At 46.1% G+C, this 22,778-nt stretch carries 21 protein-coding genes and 1 tRNA gene; 10 read left to right on the top strand and 12 right to left on the bottom strand.

Translation table 11 applies throughout. The features are described 5' to 3' along the window. Nucleotides 1–290: 290 nt before the first annotated feature. From JGK39_RS22525 to JGK39_RS22515, 3 genes are all read left to right on the top strand, one after another. On the top strand, nt 291–3,668 hold the full coding sequence (locus JGK39_RS22525) for a CHAT domain-containing tetratricopeptide repeat protein (RefSeq protein WP_293297770.1): 3,378 nt from the start codon (nt 291–293) through the stop codon (nt 3,666–3,668). Nucleotides 3,669–3,920: 252 nt separating this feature from the next. Continuing rightward, nucleotides 3,921–4,283, top strand: a complete 363-nt coding sequence (locus JGK39_RS22520) for a hypothetical protein (RefSeq protein ID WP_293257883.1) — start codon at nt 3,921–3,923, stop codon at nt 4,281–4,283. Beyond that, nucleotides 4,270–5,790 carry a hypothetical protein gene (locus JGK39_RS22515; protein WP_293257881.1) on the top strand — a complete coding sequence of 507 codons (1,521 nt, stop codon included), beginning with the start codon at nt 4,270–4,272 and terminating at the stop codon, nt 5,788–5,790. The genes JGK39_RS22520 and JGK39_RS22515 overlap by 14 nt, the downstream gene beginning before the upstream one ends. Before the next feature lie 350 nt (nt 5,791–6,140). Here the strand turns inward: JGK39_RS22515 and moeB are convergent, their stop codons facing one another. From moeB to JGK39_RS22470, 9 genes are all read right to left on the bottom strand, one after another. Then, nucleotides 6,141–7,310 carry a molybdopterin-synthase adenylyltransferase MoeB gene (gene moeB, locus JGK39_RS22510; RefSeq protein WP_293257879.1) on the bottom strand — a complete coding sequence of 390 codons (1,170 nt, stop codon included), beginning with the start codon at nt 7,308–7,310 and terminating at the stop codon, nt 6,141–6,143. A 79-nt stretch (nt 7,311–7,389) separates the two neighbouring features. Then, nucleotides 7,390–7,869 carry a M67 family metallopeptidase gene (locus JGK39_RS22505; RefSeq protein WP_293257877.1) on the bottom strand — a complete coding sequence of 160 codons (480 nt, stop codon included), beginning with the start codon at nt 7,867–7,869 and terminating at the stop codon, nt 7,390–7,392. Between the two features lie 78 nt (nt 7,870–7,947). Then, complete coding sequence (locus JGK39_RS22500; RefSeq protein WP_293257875.1) at nt 7,948–8,562, bottom strand: Uma2 family endonuclease; 615 nt, start codon at nt 8,560–8,562, stop codon at nt 7,948–7,950. Between the two features lie 144 nt (nt 8,563–8,706). Next, nucleotides 8,707–8,934 (bottom strand): ferredoxin family protein, encoded by a 228-nt coding sequence (locus JGK39_RS22495; RefSeq protein ID WP_293257872.1) that lies wholly within the window; start codon nt 8,932–8,934, stop codon nt 8,707–8,709. A gap of 251 nt (nt 8,935–9,185) precedes the next feature. After that, entirely contained in the window at nt 9,186–10,421 is a 1,236-nt protein-coding gene (locus JGK39_RS22490) for an ATP phosphoribosyltransferase regulatory subunit (RefSeq protein WP_293257869.1), read from the bottom strand. 292 nt (nt 10,422–10,713) lie between these two features. Next, nucleotides 10,714–10,950, bottom strand: coding sequence for a hypothetical protein (locus JGK39_RS22485; RefSeq protein ID WP_293257866.1), 237 nt, complete (start codon nt 10,948–10,950; stop codon nt 10,714–10,716). 51 nt (nt 10,951–11,001) lie between these two features. Then, the gene (locus JGK39_RS22480; protein ID WP_293257863.1) at nt 11,002–11,988 is read right to left on the bottom strand and encodes a tetratricopeptide repeat protein; all 987 of its coding nucleotides are present in this window, start codon (nt 11,986–11,988) and stop codon (nt 11,002–11,004) included. A 102-nt stretch (nt 11,989–12,090) separates the two neighbouring features. Beyond that, a complete protein-coding gene (locus JGK39_RS22475) occupies nt 12,091–12,906 on the bottom strand; it encodes an inositol monophosphatase family protein (RefSeq protein WP_293257860.1) in 816 nt (271 codons plus the stop codon). Nucleotides 12,907–13,089: 183 nt separating this feature from the next. Next, the gene (locus JGK39_RS22470) at nt 13,090–13,605 is read right to left on the bottom strand and encodes a thermonuclease family protein (RefSeq protein WP_293257980.1); all 516 of its coding nucleotides are present in this window, start codon (nt 13,603–13,605) and stop codon (nt 13,090–13,092) included. A 15-nt stretch (nt 13,606–13,620) separates the two neighbouring features. On the opposite strand from JGK39_RS22470, the gene JGK39_RS22465 reads away from it, so the two are divergent. Further along, on the top strand, nt 13,621–13,797 hold the full coding sequence (locus tag JGK39_RS22465; RefSeq protein WP_293257857.1) for a hypothetical protein: 177 nt from the start codon (nt 13,621–13,623) through the stop codon (nt 13,795–13,797). A gap of 2 nt (nt 13,798–13,799) precedes the next feature. Here JGK39_RS22465 and JGK39_RS22460 read toward each other — a convergent pair whose 3' ends face one another. Continuing rightward, nucleotides 13,800–14,168, bottom strand: a complete 369-nt coding sequence (locus tag JGK39_RS22460) for a 2Fe-2S iron-sulfur cluster-binding protein (RefSeq protein ID WP_293257854.1) — start codon at nt 14,166–14,168, stop codon at nt 13,800–13,802. 224 nt (nt 14,169–14,392) lie between these two features. Between JGK39_RS22460 and JGK39_RS22455 the strand changes: the two genes are divergently transcribed. After that, nucleotides 14,393–14,477 (top strand) — tRNA-Ser (locus JGK39_RS22455). A 222-nt stretch (nt 14,478–14,699) separates the two neighbouring features. Here the strand turns inward: JGK39_RS22455 and JGK39_RS22450 are convergent. Next, complete coding sequence (locus JGK39_RS22450) at nt 14,700–15,503, bottom strand: pentapeptide repeat-containing protein (RefSeq protein WP_293257851.1); 804 nt, start codon at nt 15,501–15,503, stop codon at nt 14,700–14,702. Nucleotides 15,504–15,571: 68 nt separating this feature from the next. Between JGK39_RS22450 and JGK39_RS22445 the strand changes: the two genes are divergently transcribed. Next, a complete protein-coding gene (locus JGK39_RS22445) occupies nt 15,572–16,480 on the top strand; it encodes a phosphodiester glycosidase family protein (RefSeq protein ID WP_293257848.1) in 909 nt (302 codons plus the stop codon). A gap of 75 nt (nt 16,481–16,555) precedes the next feature. Here JGK39_RS22445 and JGK39_RS22440 read toward each other — a convergent pair whose 3' ends face one another. Then, nucleotides 16,556–17,125 (bottom strand): phycobilisome protein, encoded by a 570-nt coding sequence (locus JGK39_RS22440; protein WP_293257845.1) that lies wholly within the window; start codon nt 17,123–17,125, stop codon nt 16,556–16,558. A 130-nt stretch (nt 17,126–17,255) separates the two neighbouring features. On the opposite strand from JGK39_RS22440, the gene JGK39_RS22435 reads away from it, so the two are divergent. The 4 genes from JGK39_RS22435 to JGK39_RS22420 form a co-directional block, all read left to right on the top strand. Next, a complete protein-coding gene (locus tag JGK39_RS22435) occupies nt 17,256–19,751 on the top strand; it encodes an MASE1 domain-containing protein (RefSeq protein ID WP_366049060.1) in 2,496 nt (831 codons plus the stop codon). A gap of 227 nt (nt 19,752–19,978) precedes the next feature. Next, the gene (locus JGK39_RS22430) at nt 19,979–21,268 is read left to right on the top strand and encodes a response regulator (protein WP_293257839.1); all 1,290 of its coding nucleotides are present in this window, start codon (nt 19,979–19,981) and stop codon (nt 21,266–21,268) included. A 33-nt stretch (nt 21,269–21,301) separates the two neighbouring features. Continuing rightward, nucleotides 21,302–21,634, top strand: a complete 333-nt coding sequence (locus tag JGK39_RS22425) for a hypothetical protein (RefSeq protein ID WP_293257836.1) — start codon at nt 21,302–21,304, stop codon at nt 21,632–21,634. 130 nt (nt 21,635–21,764) lie between these two features. Next, a partial coding sequence (locus JGK39_RS22420) for a ribbon-helix-helix protein, CopG family (RefSeq protein ID WP_293257833.1) occupies nt 21,765–22,778 on the top strand: 1,014 nt, incomplete at its 3' end.

Raw genomic sequence — 22,778 nt, 5'->3', positions numbered from 1 at the left:
TTTTTCCCGAAAGTCCGCCAGGGGTTAAAACCCCTGGCTAATAGCGAAAGTCCTCTGAAGAGGACTAATGAGTTCTTCAGTCCTCTTTAGAGGACTTTCGCTTTGAGGCGGGGGTTTTAACCCCCGCCGGACTTCGGGAAAGCGCGTTATTTCTGGGCGCTTACATCTGCGTTCATCCGCGTCCATCCGCCTCGATCTGCGGTTCAAAATGAAAACCTCAAATTATCTCAAAAATCCCTTGTTTTTTCCACATAACAAATGTAAAATTATACAAACATGGGTAGCAAAAAATGAACCAACCACGCCGCCAAGCCTATCTCACCCTGATTGAATCTCTCCTCACCTGGGACAGCGACGAACAAACCGCCATCCTGCAAGCCAATCTAGAATTATTAGACGATGATTTTGCCGAATATTTGCGAGAGTGGGCAACAGAAACACTGCCCAACTTCGATGCAGACAAAGCAAAAAATCGTGCGCAAATATTATACAATTTAAATAACGCATTTTCAAGTCTTCAGCAAGGCAGTCGGAGAAGCAACATAGAGATTGCGATTGCTTGTCTGGATATAGGATTAACTATTTTTACCCGCGCAGCTTACTCAGAAAAGTGGGCTATAAATCAAAATAGTCTAGGTGCTGCTTACAGCCGGAGAATGAAGGGAGACAAAGGTGATAATTTAGAAACGGCAATTAAATTTTATGAAGCAGCTTTACAAGTTCGCACCCGCCAAGCTTTTCCCGAAGATTGGGCAATGACTCAAAATAATTTGGCAATTGCTTACTATTCCAGAATCAAGGGAGACAAAGGTGAGAATTTAGAAAGGGCGATTAAATTTTATGAAGCAGCTTTACAAGTTTACACCCGCCAACCTTTTCCCGAAAATTGGGCAATGATTCAAAAGAATTTGGCTGCTACTTACACGAAGAGAATCAAGGGAGATAGGGGTGATAATTTAGAAAGGGCGATTAAATTTTATGAAGCAGCTTTACAAGTCCGCACCCGCGCAGCTTTTCCCGAAAATTGGGCAGACACTCAAAATAATTTGGCGACTGCTTACAGCCAGAGAATCAAGGGAGACAAAGATGAGAATATAGAAAGGGCGCTCGCATTTTATGAAGCAGCTTTACAAGTTCGCACCCGCGAAGCTTTTCCCGAAAATTGGGCAGACACTCAAAATAATTTAGGAGAAGCTTACAGAAACAGAATCAAGGGAGACAAAGGCGATAATTTAGAAAGGGCGATCGCTTTTTATGAAGCAGCTTTACAAGTTCGCACCCGCGCAGCTTTTCCCCAAGATTGGGCAGACACTCAAAATAATTTGGCAATTGCTTACTATTCCAGAATCAAGGGAGACAAAGGTGATAATTTAGAAAGGGCGATCGCATTTTATGAAGCTGCTTTACAAGTCCGCACCCGCGAAGCTTTTCCCGAAAAATGGGCAGACACTCAAAATAATTTGGCGGCTGCTTACAGAAACAGAATCAAGGGAGACAAAGGCGATAACTTAGAAAGGGCGATCGCATTTTATGAAGCAGCTTTACAAGTTCGTACCCACGAAGCTTTTCCCGAAAAATGGGCAGATACTCAAAATAATTTGGCAAATGCTTACTTTGACAGAATCAAGGGAGACAGGGGAGAGAATATAGAAAGGGCGATTAAATGTTATGAAGTAGCTTTAGAATTCCGCACTCCTACAACTTTACCCCTTTACTGTCTGCAAACAGGCCGTAACTTAGGCAATTTAGGATGGAGAGAAAGTTTGTGGGAAACAGCCATCTTCGGCTACGAAAAAGCCATCGAAGCAGTCGAACAAACCCGCGAGTGGGTAACATCCCAAACCCGCAAACGACAAATAATAGAAGAAAACCTCAACATCTACGAAAAAATGATGCAATCCTGCATCAATCACCAACAATATCACAAAGCAGTCCAAACTGTAGAACGCAGCAAATCCCGCTACCTAGTCGAACTCTTCACCAACAGCGAAATCTACCCCAAAACAGCCACCGACACCGAAAAACAGCAACTCCAAAACCTGCGCCGCCAAATCGCCACCTCCCAACAACTCCTAGAAACAGAAACCCCATCTCCTCTTCCTCTTTCTCCCCCCCTTACCAAGGGGGGGCCGGGGGGGGTTCCAGATGACTCTCCCTCACAACGCACAACCCAAACCCGCAGTCTCAGCCCCGAATCTTTCCAACAACAAAAAGCCAAATTAGAAACAACATTACAGCAACTAGCACAACTGCTAGAACAGATAAAACAGCGAGAACCAGAATTCTCCCTAACTCAGAAAGTCGAACCCATAGACATCACCCAATTCCAACAAACCTTAAACACCGAAACAGCGATCGTAGAATGGTACATCGGCGGGGGCGGGCACGGGGGCACCGCCCCTACGGGTGGATTTGCATTTATCATCACCCGCGACAGCATAAAACCACTCACATATACCACAACCGAAATAGCCGAATTAGAAACCTGGAAAAACAACTATCTCGACGAATACCGCGACAAAAACACCAACCAAACCTGGCAAAACACCCTATCCCAAAAACTCGAAAAACTCTCAGAAATCCTGCGACTAAACGAGATAATCGCCCACATATCCCCCAACTGCAAACAACTAATCCTAGTACCCCACCGCTACCTGCACTTATTCCCCCTCCACGCCCTACCATTCACCTCAGAAACCCGATTTAAACAAAAAACCAACTTTCGCGGATACCTCCTCGACGGCTTCCCCGCCGGCGTGAAATACGCCCCCAGCTTGCAACTTCTGCAACTCGTAAAAAATCGCATCACCACCAGAAACTCCCCCCCACCAAATCAGCAACAACTATTCGCCCTCCAGAATCCCACCGAAGACTTATTCAACGCGGATATGGAAGTAGAAACCATCAAAACCCGATTCAATCCCCATCAAATTTTACTCAAAAAACAAGCCACAAAAACCGCCCTCAACGACAACCGAGAAAACCTCTCAAACACCAGCTACCTGCACTTTTCCTGTCACGGCGTATTCAACTTTGACAATCCGCTGCTGTCATCCCTAGTCTTAGCCGATTCCCTGGAACCAACATTAGAAATTAACCCCCCCCAACCCCCCCTTAGTAAGGGGGGGCTAGAAGAAAATACCTTTGCTGAAGGGGGGCTAGAGGGAGACCGGCTAGAAACCAAGCGCTATGTCACCCTACGCAGCGGCAGAAAAGCCATCCCAGAAAAATGCCTCACCCTGCGAGAAATCTTTGCCGAATTGCAGTTACCGCAGTGCAATCTCGTCACACTTTCCGCCTGCGAAACCGGGTTAACCGACTCAACCGCAATGACCGATGAATACATTGGTTTACCCAGTGGCTTCTTGTATGCGGGTAGCATGAATGTTGTCAGCAGTCTGTGGGCTGTCGATGATTTTGCCACAGCAATTTTGATGATTAAATTTTATCAGGAATTGCCGGATGCAGATTCAGTAGCACTCGCTTTGAATGCCGCGCAAAACTGGATGCGCGGGGTGAGTGAGGAGGATTTTCGAGTTTGGGTAAGATTGTTAAATTTAGATAAAAAATCTGGGCAAAGTGTGGAATTGTGGTTAGCGTCTTCGAGTGAGGAACAGCCGTTCCGCGAGCCGAAATATTGGGCGGCATTCTGTGCGACGGGATATTAAGTTAGGCGTGCCATCAGGATTTTGTAGGGCGGGTTTTACCAACAATATATAACGATGACCAACAATCTAGATAAACCCGCCCCACCCCACCAATAACCCACATCAACCTGAAATTTGCATCGAATGTTAAAATGTAGGTGATGATTTTTCGTTGGGTGGGGGCGGGTTTGAGAGATTGTCGATTTCAGGCAATTATTGTCGGTGAAACCCGCCCCTACAAATTTATATTTTTTAATCGCGGGAGTAATTACAATGGAACCTGAAAAAGTGATCGCTATCTTTCTCAAATGGCTGCACGAAAATCCGAGTATCTTCATGCCGACAGCCTGGAAAAAATTACCCCAATTAGAGGAAGAAATAGCAGAATCCGCAGATGAGGAATTGTTTCCCATTGCTTTCACTATCAGCAAGTGGTGTGGCAAGAATGGATTGGGAGACGCATTAAGAGATTGTCTGCGGAAAGAAATCGACGACGCGGGCGAACCCACCCCAAGTACAACACCGCCACTAACCAATATCACTCAAACTCTGCGTACCAGCATTGAAGATAGCTACCAAAAGCTTCAACAAATCGCAGTAAATAATCAATCAGATACCAGCAATGACTCCAAGTAGCAAAATTTATGCCCCCAACGTCTATTTGTTTGCCTTTCACCTCTGCAACGCCCTAGAATCAGAGTCAAATTCCCCTGTGGAATTAGCCCGTTTGTGGCAGAAGTGCGATGAGATTTTGCAAGCTAAATTAGCAGTCGGTAAGGCATTCAGCGGCAGCTATTTATCCAAGAAAGACGAACCTCTCGGATGGCGAGTTGACCTGATTAATAAACAAGTTGTTGGCAACCGCAATTCTCTACCCTTTGATAAGAACATTTCCAACGAAAACCAACAAATTAATCTCAAAGGTTTCGCCCAACCGCTGCGGATTGATGACAGCTACGCTTTGGGTTTACAAATTCGCGTGCCCGAAAAAGTTAACAACATTAAAACGCCCGCTGTCGATGTTAGCATCTTCAAAGAATTTAATCCCGATAACTGCTTGCTGCCGGATTTTGTGCAAAGCTATTTCGGGCAAACTCTGCTGCTTACAGCTTGGCTGAGTATAGAACAAAATCAGGCGGCGCGGGAAGATTCGCAGTTTCTGAAAAAATTAGCCCAACAGTGTCTAGAAAAGTTTATTTCCGGTGAAAATCAGCCGACTTTTTACCGTCAAGGCGAGTTGTTCGGCAGCCCAATTTTAGAATACGGCAATCCCAGTCGCCAAGATACTGAGTACAACATTATAGTCTGGTTTTTCAACAGTTCTGCAACTGATGAAATCTGGGATGAGACGCGGTACAGTGATTTTATGGATTTGTTTTTGTACCGAAATAAGATTATTCGCGCTTATCGCGATAGCCGCAAACTTTACTTTGTGACTCGCGAGGAATACAAACAAATTGAACTCGATATTGACAATACTTTTAAGTATTTGCGGCAAGACGAAGCCCAGCAGCGACAATTGAAAGGTGCGGGTTTAAAGGAAGAGGAATTAGAACGTCTGGAACGTCAGACAATCGATATGCCGCCGCGCGCTGTGAAGTATGCCCGGTTGCTGATGGATTTGGAATTTCGCCAAAATACGATCGCAATTAACGCCAAAAACTACCAAGATAAATTATATCAGATAAGTCTTGACTTAAAATCCCGGAAGAAATACAATGAAACTGACTATGATTTAAGCTTTCTCGAATTATTCAGCAAAGAAACCTCGCCGCAGTTTCAAGCACAAATCAAAGCCGACTTAGGCTACTTCACCCACGGCACCGGCTTGCTAGACAAAGCAATGGAAGCAATTCGAGGAGTTGTCGCCATTGAGGAAGCTTATCGGGATGCGAAATTAGAAGTCACGATTCAAGCTGTGGGCTTTGGTTTGGGAGTCGCCGGGGTAGTTGCTGGCAGTTCTCCTTATTTGATTAAACAAGACCCGCCGAATCAGGTGGTTGCTTTGCCTTTCCTGAAGGTGGGAATTAATTCTTTTGCGTTGGTATTGTTGATTAGTATCGGCGCGGGGGTTGTGGTTTGGTCTTTGGTTATGTTGGGGGCCAATTCTAAGAATCTACTGGGTAAAATTAAGCGAAGATGAGACGGCGGTTGAAACCGCGGCGACACAAACGATGTCCGCCTCCGCGGACTGAAGAAAATGACATAATTTGAGTGAGATGTCCGGTTTTCTTCAACCCACGGAGGTGGGTTTTGTCCGTGTCGCTGCGATTTCAATCGCCGGGATATCTTCAACCCGCGGAGGTGGGTTTTGTCTGTATCGCCGCGATTTCAATCGCCGGGATATCTTCAACCCGCGGAGGTGGGTTTTGTCCGTATCGCCGCGATTTCAATCGCCGGGATATCTTCAACCCGCGGAGGTGGGTTTTGTCTGTATCGCCGCGATTTCAATCGCCGGGGCCGTATCGCCGCGATTTCAATCGCCGGGATATCTTAATATTGAGGAACGGACGAATCTACTTCTTGACTCCAAGCAGTAATCCCGCCCTTAACATTAATTCCCTCAATTCCCGCTTCCTTCAAAATCCCCAAAGCCTTCGCAGAACGGCCGCCCATTTTGCAATGTGCAATCAAGCGGTGCCCGTTCAACAATTCCTTGACCTTCGCAACACCTGCGCCTTGTTCGATATCCGGTAAAGGAACCAAAACTGACCCAGGAATTTGAGCAATTTGATATTCGTTAGGATTGCGAACATCTAACAATACAAAATCCTTGGCGCCGCTGTCAATTAACTTTTTAAGTTCCGTGACAGTCATCTCAGGAAGTTTCTGTTGTTGGGCTTCCTCGGCTTTAGCTTGAGGAATGCCGCAGAATTGTTCGTAATCGATTAACTTTTCAATTACCGGTCGTACTGGATTCGGCCGCAATTTCAACTGGCGGAATGTCATGTCTAGGGCGTTGTACAGCAACAATCTGCCGCTCAAAGTTGTGCCTTGACCTAAGATAATTTTGATAGCTTCCGTTGCTTGAATGCAGCCAATTACTCCAGGCAAAACGCCTAAAACGCCGCCTTCAGCACAGGAAGGAACCATCCCTGGAGGCGGGGGTTCGGGGTACAAATCGCGGTAATTCGGGCCGCCTTCGTAGTTGAAAACTGTTGCTTGTCCTTCAAATCGGAAGATGGAACCGTAGACGTTGGGCTTGTTTAAAAGCACTGAAACGTCGTTCATTAAATAGCGAGTCGGAAAGTTGTCGGTACCGTCGATGATGATATCGTAGGGAGTCGCAATGTCGATCGCATTTTCGGAACAAACGTTAGTCTCGTACAAATCAACTTGACAAAAAGGATTGATTTCTAAAATCCGATTTTTAGCCGACTCAATCTTCGGCTTTCCAACCCAAGAAGTGCCGTGAATTACTTGGCGCTGCAAATTAGAATGGTCTACAACATCAAAGTCTACAATCCCAATGCGGCCAACACCAGCGGCGGCTAAATACAGCAGCAGCGGCGAACCGAGTCCTCCCGTACCGACGCAGAGCACGCTGGCTGCTTTGAGACGCTTCTGCCCTTCCAATCCAACTTCTGGCAGGATCAGGTGGCGAGAGTAGCGTTCGTATTCTTGTTTGTTGAGCTGGATCTCGTCCAGATTAGGATTTAGCATGATATTCTCTATAGTCCCGATTTTGAATTATATCCTATCTGAATCTTTCGCATTTTTACCTGTTTGTTATTTTTACTAATTATTTCTTAATCTGAGTCGGTTCGATCGCGAGAATTTCCTCTGCTTGAAAGTTGCCCTCTGCGTCAAGACTCCAACTGCGGAGGTCTTCTGAAGTGCCTTGCCGCACGGATACTATGATGTAAGAGTATTGGGCCCAAGCCATTTTGCGATCGCACTCCGAGGGCACTGCGGCACAATCCGGGTGAGAATGGTAGATGCCGACGATCTCTAAATTGCGATCGCGCCCGTGTTTCATCGCCCGCAACATATCTTCTGGCTTAATAGCATATCTGCGTCTTTCTGTCAAGCCTGTTTGTTCGGGCCAATTCTCCTGGGCTTCGGCACTCCAAGCATTATCAGCCGGCAAAACTTCTACTAAAGTTTTAATATCGTCAGTGATTGTACCTAATAACAAGCCGCAGCATTCTTCGGGATAAGCGCTTTCGCCGTGGCTGCGGATGGATAATATTTGTTCGGGGGTAAGTGCAATATTTTGCATTTTTTTATAGGCTTTTTTTAAACGAACCGCGAAGGCGCTAAGAACGCGAAGGAAGAGAGGAGAAGGGAAGGGAATATTTTATAATTGATTGGGGATTTCTCTAGCTGTTTGTAAAACAGTTCTATAAGCAATCACAGCTTGAGTCTGGTTATCATATCCGACATATTGACTCAACACAGAAAAGTCTAACTCCGGCAAAAATTCACTACTGGAAATTAACTTGTAACCCGACTCTCGCAAGTGGTAAAGAGAAAATTGGTCATTCGCCCAAAACCAGACTTCAGGAACCTGCAAACCGCGATAAACCTCCAGTTTGTCAACACCGCCGCTAGTTAGAGCAATTTCTATCACAATATCCGGCACTTCTGCCAGTAAACCCATACAGTAACACTCGTCTGGTTCCGCACCCCGTCTTACAACTTCGCGGCGAAATGTAGCACTTCCGTAACCGTTGAGATTAATTAGCCTTTCAACTGCATAGGTTTCGACTAATCGGGCAATAATCTTTTTGAGTCTTTCGTGTTCGGGCGAAGTCGTCATTATAATTTCTAACGTTCCTTCTAAGTAAGTCATCCTGGGAAATTCGTCGGCAAACATATCGGAAAGTTGCACGTATTGTCCCCAAGTCACATCATATAAAATAATGCGCTGTTCGGTGGCTGGTTCGAGGGTTTTTGGATCTAAAAGTAGCATATTTAATTACCTGCACTTAGATTTGTAAACGTTAGATTTCTCCGCTATTTCTCACCCTTCTTCTCTGCGTCCTCTGCGTCCTCTGCGGTTCAAAAAATGTAGGGTGCGCATTGCGCACCTTACAGATGAATTTAATTAATGCAATCAAGCAGGAGTTTGCTGCAATTCTGGCCGTTCATCTGCGACGATCGCATTTTCGACTGGACACACCTGCAAACAAATACCGCAGTCTATGCAGGTATCAAAATCAATCCAATACCAATCGGTACCTTTGACGTTTTTCCCGGGGCCGGGGTGAATGCAAGCAACTGGACAAGCGCCGACGCAATCAGCAACTCCTTCGCAGATATTTGTAACGATAGTGTGCGCCATGTTTCTATTTTAGATTTTAGATTTTAGATTTTGGATTGGACATTATATCATGTCTTTCTAACTATAACAATACAATTGGTTCGTAGTGAGGACTTTAGTCCTCGGATTTTATGCGGACTGAAGTCCTCACTACGAACCTTGTTAGAATTTTATTCTTTTGGTTTTTTGCGGACTGAAGTCCTGACTACGAACCGTTTTTATTGCTGGTAATTTGTTGGACACGAGCTTATGAATTAGGTTTCAAACAAATCTTAGTTTACTGTTTCAATTGTTGGGACGCCTTCGGCATTTACCCAAGCAATTTGACCAATTCTACGATCGCGCGCGTAGTCTCTAGCAGCCTCCTCTGTCTCCCTAATCTCTAAATCTATCTCCACCCGCACTAGGTGAGTAGACTCTCGGATTTTGCGGGCATAATCAAAGGCCGCTGCTGCCGCTTCCGGTGTTTGAGGCACTACCAACCATTCGCTGGCTGCTGTCTCTGCGGGCAATTGACCCTCTGTTAGCAAAACTTGGTGCAAATCTTCAATGTTCAGACAAAAGCCGATGCCGGGGGAATTTTGCCCTTGCGGGTCGAACAGTCCCAACAGTTGGTCGTACCGTCCGCCTTGTCCTAAAACTCGCTGTCCGCTCTTGCTGCTGCTGACAACTTCAAACACTATTCCTGTGTAATAGTCAAAGGTTTGAATTAAACTCAAATCGAGGTGGATGTGAGATTTCAAATTGGGGATTTTTGCTTGGCATTTTTCCAGCAGTTCGATCGCACTTTTGAGTTCATTTAATGCGGCTTGCTGCGTCACATCTAAATCCAGCTTCGCCACAATCTCCAATACATCTTCTGGGCGGCCGCGCAAGTCAAACAACAGCAGAGCTCTTTCTCGCAATTCGTCCGACAGCGGCAAAGTTTCCAAGGCTATGCGATCGAGATTTGCGATCGCCGATCGCACTTTTTGCCGCACGTTTGGCCCAAACGGTTCCAGCAAAGTTGCAGTCAAGCCCGCTTCTCCCAGCACCAAATGCCAGTCATCAATTTCTAAGTTTTGCAAGCACTCAGACAGCAGCAGCAGCACTTCTGCATCCGCAACGCTTCCCCCCGCGCCCAGCAGTTCTACCCCCGCTTGATAGAACTCCTGTTGCCCGCCTGAACCCGTATCCGAGCCTTTGCGGAAGACGTTCGCGTTGTAGTAGAGGCGTTGGGGCTGCCAGCTTGTCCCGGACATCCGCATCGCAGCCGCCCGGGCGATGGATGCTGTCAATTCCGGCCGCAAGCCGAGTTCTCCATCCTCGGCATCTTGGAGTTGAATTAAGGTCGATCGGTCGATCGCGCCCCCAGCCATCAAAGTCTCCAGCCTCTCTAGAGTAGAAGTAATAATCCGGTGATAGCCCCAGCGGTGAAAAACCTGCTGCAAGCGCCGTTCGATCGCAATTTTTTGAGCAACGTCAAGGGGCAATAAATCTCTTGCACCCGATGGGGGTTGGTGAACCATATCAATTTTAGAGTTTAGACTTTAGATTTTAGATTGACCTTAGAAGCTTAGCTTTAGCGGACGTTGTTAAAGCCAAACGAGGCAACCTTAATATTCGACTTTTACAAATTAAGCCGTCATATTCTGTCAGGTAAAAAAACCATTATCAGGTTTGTAGTGAGGACTTGAGGACTTCAGTCCGCTTCCAAATCAGGTTTGTAGTGAGGACTTCAGTCCGCTTCCAAATCAGGTTTGTAGTGAGGACTTCAGTCCGCTTCCAAATCAGAGGACTTGCAGGTTTGTAGTGAGGACTTCAGTCCGCTTCCAAATCAGAGGACTTGCATTCCGAACGATCGAACACCTTGATTGCGGTTAATTTACCGGACATCATATCATATCGTTGACCTTGGCATCGGAATAATAATTTTCCCCCTGCCGTGCGATCGTGCCGAAGAGCTCTTCGGCACGATCGCACGGCGCGGTATAATTCCGATGTTACCGAATTTAATATCGCCAAGTCTTGATTGTTTTGCTGGTTCTCACTCCACATCTGTGCAATTCACCACTTTTAAACTCTTCAAGACTTAAAACAGACAACTTCTCATTTCTTCTTCCCGCCAAACAAACTTGCAAAAAATCCCGGTTTCTCGTCACTTTTTTTATCCTTTGCGGAAGCTTGTTCCAGCTTTTTCTTAACCTCCAAAGCCGTCGCTTCTTGAGGATTTGATGCCAAAGCTTTTTGCACCTCAAGTTTTGCCATTGTGGCTTGATTTTGTTGAAGGTAACACATTGCTAACAAAGCGTGGGCTTTGCTGTGTTTCGGATCGCGCTTCAGGGCTTCTTTTAACTCCAAAGTTGCTTTGGCGTAATTTTTGCTGTCCATGAATCCTTGAGCTCGGACGCAAGATCGATCGGCCAGCGAGTCGTCTTTTGGTTTGTCTTTGGGCGGTGGCGGTGGAGTTGCGGTGGCTGGGGTTGATGGTTTTGTTGCTGTGGTTGGTGCGGCTTTTGTTACTGTGGTAGTTTGGTTTGCGGCTGTTGCGGGCGTAGTTCCAACCTCACAGCCGATGGGTTCTTTTGGGCGCACACCGGTGCCAACCACACCGCCAAGCCGCTCTTTTCGCAGCAGGTAAACCATGTTAAGTTCGCTAATTTGATCGATCGCATCTTGCGTTTCCTGAACCGATTCGTACTGCTTGAGAGCCAGTTTGCCAACTGCTGTTTTATAAGCTTCTTCCAAATCTTTAGCGGTAGCTAACTCTTTGGCTGCTGCGCTTTCGACTTGCATTTTTGCTTGTTCTTTAGCGACGCGCTTAGCGATGGCTGTTAATAGCAGGTTGTATTCTTTGCGATCGCTTTCCTTAGAGAATTTGTTGTAAGCCGGATTGACCACTTTTGACAAAAATTGGTTTGCCCACTCTTTATCGGCTGAGTCTTCAAAAGAGCAAGTATCCGAATGCAAGCGGCGGGCGATTTTCATGTAGCGCTTGCGGATGTCGTTAAACTCTGCGTCTAAGGGAATTCCCAAAATTGCGTGCTGATCCGTAAAGTCGTACTTGAACAGCCCTTTTGTCATTTCAAAAGACATAACTTTTACTCTCGCTTTCCTGACTTTTGACTATTCTTTAATGTAGCCTGACTTAAGGGGTTGTGACCCCCGTACTATCCCTGAGCCCTTGCTGTCGAAGCGCTACCTCCAGGAAGATAAGGGCCCAACTGCTAGCAGCGCGCCGCTGAGTTCGGCGTGTATTTTGCCGTTTGTCGCCAAAACCCGACCCGAGCTCATCTCAAAGGCACCGCCGTCATAGGCTGTAACTTGACCTCCGGCTTCGGACACGATGAGTACACCGGCTGCTACGTCCCAAGGAGAGAGTCCCCGTTCCCAGTATCCGTCCAATCGCCCGCAGGCTGTATGTGCGAGGTCTAGGGCAGCGGAACCGCTGCGCCGCACGCCTTGGGTGAGGTGGGTGAGGTGACAGAATTCCGCATAGTTATTGTCTGCTGTTTCGCGCCGATCGTATGCAAAGCCCGTGACTAGCAAGCTGGTTCTCAATTCTAAACTTTGGGAAACTGCGATCGCCCTCCGGTTGCAGGTTGCGCCCAATCCTTTACCCGCCCGAAACAATTCGTTATGAAAAGGATCGTAAATTACGCCAATTTGTGGTATGCCGTCGATTAAAAGTCCGATCGACACAGCGTAAAAAGGATATTGGTGAGCGTAATTAGTTGTACCGTCCAAAGGGTCGATCGCCCACAGGTATTTGCTAGTTGCATCCCCTAATTTGCCCGATTCTTCAGCGAGGATAGCGTGTTCCGGTACGTGGCGGCCGAGAATTTCTAAGATGACAGCTTCAGAGGCTTTGTCAGCTTCTGTGACTAAATCGCCCGAGCGACCTTTTTCTTGAATATTTTCTAATTTACCGCAGAAAGATTGCAGGACAGAACCAGCGGCGAGGGCTGCTTCGGTGGCTATTTCTAAGTAGTTTTGCAGTTGATTGTCTGTCATTGGGAAGAAGTAAGAAGTAAGAAGGAAGAAGGAAGAAGTAAGAAGTAAGAAGTAATAACGAACCGCGAAGACGCGAAGGACACGAAGAAAGAGATAAGAAGGAAGATAGCATTGGGAACAATAATCCCCAATGACTAATGACTAATGACTAATGACTAATGACTACTGACTAATGACTAATGACTATTTCTGATTTTGCTGTCGGAATTCTGCGGGAGTTTGGCGCAAAGCTCGTTCTGGATTCCACAGGCCTTTACCCATCAGTCTCGCCCATTCTTGAGCGTTAGCGAGCCGCTGTCGATATTTGGTATTGCGCGATCGCACGGAGGCCAAAACATAACCTTCTTTGACTAGCAGTTCGTTGAGCAAAATTTTATCTTGCCACAAATACGCTAGTTTGCGATCGAACTGGTCTTTGGGTTCGATGTCTGATTCTAACAATACCTCTTTCCCCCCAATTAGCTGTTCTAATCTTTGTTTCGCTGCTTCTCCCCAAGGCTGCTGTTTTAAATCGGGTGCATCAATCCCAATCAGCCTGATTTGTTCTAATAAGGCGATTTTGTCGGCTGTACTGATAACTTCGATTGTTTGACCGCTGATAGCCCTTTCTACTTTGGCTATCGTACCTTGGGGCATTTCGGGTTTTTGGCAGCTAGCTAACAACACGCAAAGGGCGATCGCAAATAACCGATAAAGCAGCATTGGGAATGGGGAATGGGGAATGGGGAATGGGGAATGGGGACTTGGGAATGGGGAATTGGGAATTGGGAATTGGGAAGCTATTTTGCATTTAAATTGTGTATCAAAAATCAATTAAACTCTTTTGTGGGGTGGGCTTTGAGCATCGCCACCCACCAGCAATTCAAAGGCGCAACAGCTTACCGGATTTGACATCATTCTTCATCCAACGGCAAACCGACTTTCACTTTACCCTTACCGAAATAGCGGCCGAATTGCAATTCGTAAACTTCATCTTCGTCTTGCGTCTCTACCTCGACGTTAGAACGGGGATAGCAGACGCACAGCAAAGCATAACCCTCTTTTTGCAGTTCCACAGAAAGTCCCATTGCTTCAGGCTGGTGCAGTTGTCCCGACTTGACGCGCACCGCACAGGCTGTACAAGCCCCGTTGCGGCAGGAAAAGGGCAATTCTACGCCTTGATTTTCGGCGCTTTGCAGGATGTAACGGTCTTCGGGTACTCGCACTGTGTGCCGATCGCCCGTTTGTCTGTTATGAATTTTAATTGTGTAAGAGCGAGTCATAGGGATTTTAGATTGAAGAATTGAAGAATTGAAGAATTGAAGAATTGGGCTTGGGGGCAAAATCCTTGATATGAATGGGTTTGCGACACAGGGCGCAGAGTTCTGCCCGCTCGTTTGACACCCTACCCATATTAAACAACAAATTTATGCCGTTACCCCCTTCCCAAATCAGATTTGTTCTGCTAAGATAGTTTAGCTGTGGCTGAATGAATTAATTTAGCCCTGGAGAGGTGGCCGAGCGGTTGAAGGCGCACGCCTGGAAAGTGTGTTTAGGGCAACTTAACGAGGGTTCGAATCCCTCCCTCTCCGTTACACAAGCTGTTTAGGCAAAAACAACAGCTTGCAAACAATATCTTGTATGAGATAAATACTTTAATTCGATCGCCCCTGAGTTTTTTTGAGAAAAGTCAGGGGCGATGCTTTTATGTTTTTGAGTGTAAATTACGGGCTATTTGAGTATGTTAGGTGCAGGCTAGAAGCCCACTTCACCAGAAAGTCAGGAACTTGTGGAACTGGCTTTGAGCAGCGTTGCTAAAAATCGTGCAAGATGTCAGTGCGATCGAACTTAGCACCGGTGAGATTTGCCCCTCTAAACGAAGTACCCTCAGCATTCGCAATCTCTCGAACAATAGCAGAAAAAGAGACAAACGCAAACCAAAGATACAGCAGCGACAGCAAGCCGAAACACGTACCCAAAAACAGTTTCTGAGTGCTCGCAAAAGCGCTAGCAGTTGCAGAAAACAAAAAAGCTCCTCCGTAAGTCGCCACACTTCCAGCGGCTGCGATCGCAACTTTAGCAAATTGACGGCGAATCCGAGAATTCACAAAAAACATTAACACACCGCCGATCGCCATTCCAACAAGAGCAGCCTGAGAATTATTATTAGTTGCAGTCCCAGCATAGAAAAATCCCAACAAAGCCCCCGATAGAATAGCAGAAATTGTTCCCGCAAATCTACCCAATTTTGACCTTGGTGGGTGTGTGCGGGCGATCGCCCCAGCCATACCAGCAACACTCAAAACCCCGTACAGCAACAGCACAAAAGGCCAACTGCGAGACTCCGGTATTTGTCCTTGGGTTCCCAAAATAAGCCGAGTTACAACATCACCCACAATTAAACAAATCGCGATCGCCACGCCACTCAAAACACCAATCTGTCGCCCCGAAAGCCCCATTTTAGCACCAATAAAATTCGCCCCTTCCAACTGAGCATTACTAAAATTGCAGCCGCGAACATCCGCACCGCCGAAATCCGCACCATTCAGAACTTGTCCCCGGAACGATCGATTACACAAAACTTGATTGCTAAAATTATTAGCATCAGAATAATTCATACTTCTCTTCTCTTCCTTCGCGTCCTTAGCGTCTTCGCGGTTCGTTCAAAACAAATCTCCATCACAAAATGAAACTAACCAATCCGCTCAAAATCAAACAAATTCCCCACATTCTCGGTTGCGGAATCTTGCTCGCACCAATACTAATCTACAACATTCCATACTTTTCGCGTCCACCACAAACAAAGGAAGTGCGATCGCTATTTCAAGGAATCGCCTACCGCAGGGAATTTCGCTCAAATCCTCGTCCCGCCGTCATTCACACTGTTAGCATCGACCTCAAAGCGCCAGGAATTGGAATTTTTGTCACACCCGGAACCGCCACACCCGATTTAACAGAAACCCACGCCCGCACCGCTACTGAATTCCTCAAAGAATTTAAATTGCAATTAGCAGTCAACGCCAACTTCTTTTATCCCTGCATCGAAGAAGCACCTTGGGATTATTATCCCCGCAGCGGCGATCGAGTAAATAACGTCGGACACGCCATTTCTAAAGGCCAAGCTTACTCTCAACCACAATCACACTTTCCCGCCCTGTGTTTTGACACCAACAACCGCGCTCAAATAATCGAAAACGGTGTTTGTCCTCCGGGAACAGCCCATGCAGTTGCGGGAGATACCGTGCTGGTGAAAAATGGCAAAGCCCTAGCACAAAGTCAGGAAAAAAGCAAGGATGATAAACCTTATCCGCGAACAGTTGTGGCGATCGATAAAACAGGCGAAAAATTGTGGTTGATTGTAGCAGACGGCAAGCAAAGGATGTACAGTGAAGGGCTGAAGTTAAGCGAAATAACAGAGATTTCGATGCAGTTAGGAGCCGATACAGTGCTGAATTTAGACGGCGGCGGATCGGTAACTTTGGCCGTCGCATCGCCGTCAGGAGCAAAACTGTTGAATGCTCCGATTCAGAATAAAGTTCCTATGCAGCAGCGTCCAATTTCCAATCATTTAGGGTTTTACGCGCGGGAAAATTAGGGTTGCCAATTGCGGTTTATCTCCGATAAATTGTAGGGTGCGCATTGCGCACGGCCGTGCGCATTGCGCACCCTACTAACTAAATTGACTCAGTTTCTCAATCAAATGGTCGAAATAAGGAGCTAATTTTGCTGCATCGGCCGAATCGCACCGTTTCAAACTAGCAGCCTTAATCCCTTCCAAGCCCAGCACCATTGCCGGCAAAGGAACCCCCAATTCTTGATAGAGCAAATTCATATTGTGCAGCCCTTCCTCGCTGGTAAATTCTGCCGTATTTCCAGCAATTCCATAGGTAATGCAGCGGAGAAAATGCCAGAAATCTCGCCAACAAGCCTCCGCCCTGGCTGGGGGATAAAGCTCGCCTCCGGGCTCGGAAATATTCGGATATGTGGCTAAAACTTGTTCCCGGGCTTCGGATACGATATCCGCCGCACTGTCGCGCAGGAACTTGGCAGTATTAACCGATGTTGGTTCCGATGAATGAAGTTGTTGCAAATCTTCATCGGCGAGATAGCTGCCTGCGTCGTCAGCAGCCTGAATGAGTTGGATTTCTGCGGGAGAATGCGAATTTTCCCAGGTGGCCAAACTGACAATTCGGGCTTTCGGGATTAATTCTTTGGCTTTTTCGCTTAATTGGAGAGTCATAGACAAATGGCTAGTCGCTAATTAGTGGGAGATTGCATATTTGAATTTTACCAGAAGTGCGATCGGCATCACTGCAAACCAACCTAAATCTGGAGTAGCTTAATTGAATATTGTTTAAATTTTAACTTTAATGCAAAAATTACTAGGACAGCTAAAACAAATAAACACAGCTAATAAGCACTTTTTATTTATGCCGAACAAAAAGATCCTGATAGCATCATTAATAATTCCTACTCTTCACTTTATTATTGCCAAGATCTCCCTATTGCTATCCTTACAAAATGGCTCAGCAGCAATTTGGCCCTCAGCAGGTCTGTTTTTGGCTGCTTTTTTACTGCTAGGTACTAGAATTTTACCGGCTCTTTTGCTCGGCGATTTCCTCACTGAATTAATACTTTTTTACCCGGATAACTTTCTGACAAGCTGTTTCATTTCTGTTTGCAACAATGCCGATCATTGGGTAGCAAGTTTACTGATCAAACGCTTTATTAAACACGGCAATTTACTAGAACGATCCCAGGATGTTTTCAGATTTATTGTACTGCAAATACCCACTCCTATTATCAGCAGCACTCTCGCCGTTACCGCACTGTCTCTAGAGGGCATTAGTCCTTGGACAAGTTACGCAGAAGTTTGGCGGAGTTGGTTTACTTCAATTATTGCTGGTACGCTGATTGTGACACCAGCAATTCTCGCCTGGGCTCGGGAACCCAAGCAGTCGGAAAGACTTCGATCGCCACAAATTGCAGAATTTGGACTTTTGCTGGTGTTGCTGGTTATCATCAGCAAAATCGCTTTTTGGCAACTGTATCCCGTCGAGTACATGATGATTCCGCTGCTGATTTGGTCTGCCTTTCGATTCACATCGCGGCAATCGACTTTGCTGGTGGTGATTGTTTCGGCGATCGCAGTTTTTGGAACATCCCGCGGTTTGGGATCTTTTGTCAGGTCTTCTGTCAATGAATCGCTTTTGTTGCTGCAATCTTTTATCGGGGTTGTCGCCGTTACCACCTTTGTTTTATCTGCCGTAATTAACGAAAATAAACAAGCAGCAGCCCAGCTTAAAAAACTGAATAACGAGTTAGAAGAGCGAGTAGAAGAACGCACCGCCCAACTGCAAGAAGCTAAAGAAGCTGCTGACAATGCCAACCAATCCAAAAGCGACTTTCTCGCCAATATGAGCCACGAACTCCGCACTCCCCTCAACGGCATTTTGGGCTACGCTCAAATCATGAACCGTTCCCAATCTTGGGGAGAAAAAGAGCGCAATGGCGTCAGCATTATTCACCAGTGCGGCTCCCATCTTTTGACGCTGATTAATGACATTCTAGACCTTTCAAAAATCGAAGCTGGTAAATTAGATTTACATCCGAAAGCTTTTCATTTCCCCTCTTTTTTGCAAAGCATTGTTGAGATTGTTAGCATCCGCACCGAACAAAAACAAATTGATTTGATTTATCTCCCAGATGCTGAACTTCCCGAAGGCATAGAAGCGGATGAAAAGCGCTTGCGTCAGGTGTTAATTAATTTACTGGGAAATGCCGTAAAATTTACCGACAAAGGCAGCGTCACTTTCAAAGTAGAGGTAATAAAATCCGAGTTTTCCCCACCAGCGGAATCTGCAATCCAAAATCCAAAATCCAAAATCCAAAATCGATTGATTCGCTTCCAAATAGAAGATACAGGCGTCGGCATGACTCCGGATTCGCTGTCAAAAATCTTTACACCTTTTGAACAAGTAGGAGATACCAACCGCAAAACAGAAGGCACCGGACTAGGGCTGGCAATTAGCACCAAAATTGTTAATCTAATGAACAGTAAAATAGAAGTTGAAAGTCATTTTGGCAGCGGCAGCACCTTCGCTTTTACCGTCGATTTGCCCTTAGCTGCTGACTGGGTAAATGCAGCCGCCGCCGCTACAGGGAAGCAGATTGTGGGCTATCATGGAACTCAGAAAACAATTCTCGTCGTCGATGACAACTGGCAGAACCGTTCAGTGATTGTTAGCCTCTTGGAACAAATTGGTTTTGCAGTAGTCGAAGCTGAAAATGGCGAGGATGGCTTAGCTAAAGCAGCTAAAATAACACCGGATTTAATCATCGCTGATTTGTCGATGCCTCTGATGGACGGTTTTGAAATGATGCGACTGTTGCGGAGTTCTGAATCCTTGAAAAACCTGCGTACTATTGTCTCATCAGCATCTGTTTATGAGATGGACAGGCAAAAAAGTTTGGATGCTGGCGGCGATGATTTTCTGCCTAAGCCGGTGCAGCTTGAGGAATTATTTTCAATATTGGAAAAGCATTTAGAAATCAAATGGCAATATCTGGATGCAGCCTCAACTGAATCTGCTGGGGAACAATTAGCACCGAAACCTATATCTAATTTACCTCTGGTAACTTCAGAAATGACAATTCCTGCACCGGAAGATTTAGCTTTGTTGCTGAAGTTAGCGCAGCAGGGGCGCTTGAAAAAACTTACTGAGGAAGCTAAGCGCATCGAACAACTCGACAAGAGTTATACTCAATTTATGCAGCCTATTCTGCAATTGGCAAAGAGCTTTCAATCTGATAAAATCGAAGACTTGCTCGAACAGTATCAGGACTTGCGTAGAGATCCCCCCTAGCCCCCCTTAATAAGGGGGGGACAAGAGCATTCAAAGCCCCCCTTAATAAGGGGGGGACAAGAGCATTCAAAGCCCCCCTTATTAAGGGGGGGGACAAGAGCATTCAAAGCCAACCCCTACTCCCCTTATTAAGGGGGGTTGGAGGGTTCTTTACTCGGCTACAAGCGAGAGATACAGGTGCTTTCAGTCTGAAGTTGAAGTATATAAACTAACAGGGGAAAATATTTATGTCAGAAGCTGAGTTGATTTTAGTGGTAGACGATACGCCCGCCAATCTGGATGTGATCTCCGAGGCGTTGACGGATGCTGGTTATGAAGTTGCGATCGCCATTGACGGCGATCGAGCTCTCAAGCAAGTTCAGTATACGCTGCCGAGTTTAATTTTACTCGATGTCATGATGCCGGGAATTAGCGGGTTTGAAACCTGCCGCCGCCTCAAAGCTTCCGCCGCTACCAAGGACATTCCTGTAATTTTTATGACGGCTTTGTCGGATACAGCAGATAAGATTAAAGGATTTCAGCTAGGTGCGGTTGATTATATCACTAAACCTTTTGAAGAAACGGAGGTTTTGGCGCGCGTCAACACTCACATTAAACTGCGAAATCAGAATAAAGAACTAGAACAGCGGGTAGCCGATCGCACGGCGGAACTAACTGCTGCTTTGACACAAGTCAAGCAATCGCAACTTCAGTTGATCCAGAGCGAAAAAATGTCTGCTTTGGGCAATTTAGTCGCTGGTGTCGCTCACGAAATTAACAATCCAGTCGGTTTTATTTATGGCAATATCAAGGAGTTGAATTTGGCACTGAAAGACATTGTTGACCACTTGCGGCTTTATCAGCAAGAATGTCCAAATCCTGGGAAAAATATTGAATTTCACGCCGCAGACATTGATTTAGAATACGTGTTGCAAGATACAGCAAAGATGTTATCATCTATGGAGATGGGATGCGATCGCCTGCGAAACATCAGCACTTCTCTCCGCACCTTCTCCCGCGCCGATACGGCGGTGAAAGTCTCGGCTAACATCTGCGACGGGATTGACAGCACGCTGATGATTTTGCAGCACCGCCTGAAAGCTCAAGATACTCGTCCCGAAATTCAAGTTATCAAAACATATGGAGAGATTCCCCCGGTAAAATGCTATTTGGGACAACTAAATCAGGTGTTTATGAATGTGCTTTCCAATGCGATAGATGCTGTGAATGAGTGCAATTGCGGACGCAGTTTTGCGGAAATTGAAGCTGCTCCTAATAGGATTATTATTACTACAGAATTAACTAAAGACAGACAAAGCGTTGCGGTCAAAATCCAAGATAACGGTAAGGGGATTTCTGAAGAAGTAAAAGCGCACATTTTTGACCATTTGTTCACTACGAAATTAGTCGGTGAAGGGACGGGTTTGGGTTTGTCGATCAGTCGCCAGATAGTGGAAGAAATACACGGCGGTAGTTTGACTTGCTCTTCTGTGCTGGGTGAGGGGGCCCAATTTACGATCGCACTGCCGATCGATTAATGCGATAATTTTAGAACGATCCCCGGCGGCCATTTGATTGTTCTGGATGTGCAGCCTCTGTTGGGCGGCGGGGCTGACTACCGGGCTAAGTATACTCGGTCGATCGCACAATTTTTGCAAGTTCATCAACCGCACCTCCCTTGGGCTGGCGATTTGACCGAGGAAGCGCCGCATTTTTTCCAAGCCGGCGTTGCTGTGGACTATCTGGCTGCTGATGTGGAGAAGGTCGATCGGGCCGAAGCCGTGACAGATAGGGCAAAGTTAGATAGTATTTTACAAGCTCAACTGCGCTATCTGCCGTATTGTGCCGAAAAAAAAACCGGGTCGGGGAATGTTGAAGCGGTTCTGCGGCGAGGAATCGACTAAGCGAGTATATTCACAGCTTTTTGTTAGATTGGGAACAGAAGCTGGCACAATTGGTAAGTAACAAAATTGATTTTAATAGAAGCTTCAGCCACTATACTAATAAGTGTAGGTTGGCATGAGGAAAATGCCAATGGTCAAAAAAAATCGCAATGTAGTTAGTTCAAATCCAGAAAGCAAAGTCAAAGTCGGACTTTCGCTGACTCCTTCTAGTGCCGATCGATTGAACGCGATCGCTCGAAAGCTGGGAATATCAAGGTCGGAACTCCTAGAACGCTTGGCAAAAGGCGCTCTGGATATTTCTAAAGACAAGAGTCAAGTTAGTGTCACTTGGAAAAAAGGTGAAGAAACTGCGGTCGATACCGCTGAGTTGGAAGGGGAAACAGCCGAAGAAAGCGACATTAATGACGCTATAACGGCAGAAACCCTATTGGACTCGGTAAGCGTACAGTCAAATCCCCTGGAAGCAAGTTACGAATCTTTACAGCAGCAGTTGAGCGAACGCGAAAGTGCGATCGCTTCTTTGCAGCAGCAATTAGCTGACAAGCAAAATCTCGAAGCTCAATTGCAGGAAACTGTATCGAAGTCAAGTTACGAATCGTTACAGCAGCAGTTGAGCGAACGCGAAAGTTCGATCGCCCAATTACAGCAGCAATTAGCCGACAAGCAAAATCTCGAAAGCCAGTTGCAGGAAACTGTATCGAAGTCAAGTTACGAATCTTTGCAGCAGCAGTTGAGCGAAGGCGAAAGTGCGATCGCCCAATTACAGCAGCAATTAGCTGACAAGCAAAATCTCGAAAGCCAATTGCAGGAAACTGTATCGAAGTCAAGTTACGAATCTTTGCAGCATCAATTCGGCGAAAAAGAACATTGGGCCAACGAATTGCAGCAGCAATTAAGCTCCAAATCGAGCGAGTTGGAATCTTTGCAGCATCAATTCGGCGAAAAAGAACATTGGGCCAACGAATTGCAGCAGCAATTAAGCTCCAAATCGAGCGAGTTGGAGTCTTTGCAGCATCAATTCGGCGAAAAAGAACATTGGGCCAACGAATTGCAGCAGCAATTAGCCTCCAAATCGAGCGAGTTGGAGTCTTTGCAGCATCAATTCGGCGAAAAAGAACATTGGGCCAATGAATTGCAGCAGCAA

Origin of the sequence: Microcoleus sp. PH2017_12_PCY_D_A (assembly GCF_020738565.1) — a bacterium.
Lineage (GTDB): Bacteria > Cyanobacteriota > Cyanobacteriia > Cyanobacteriales > Microcoleaceae > Microcoleus.
This window is presented reverse-complemented; position numbering and strand designations above follow the sequence as displayed.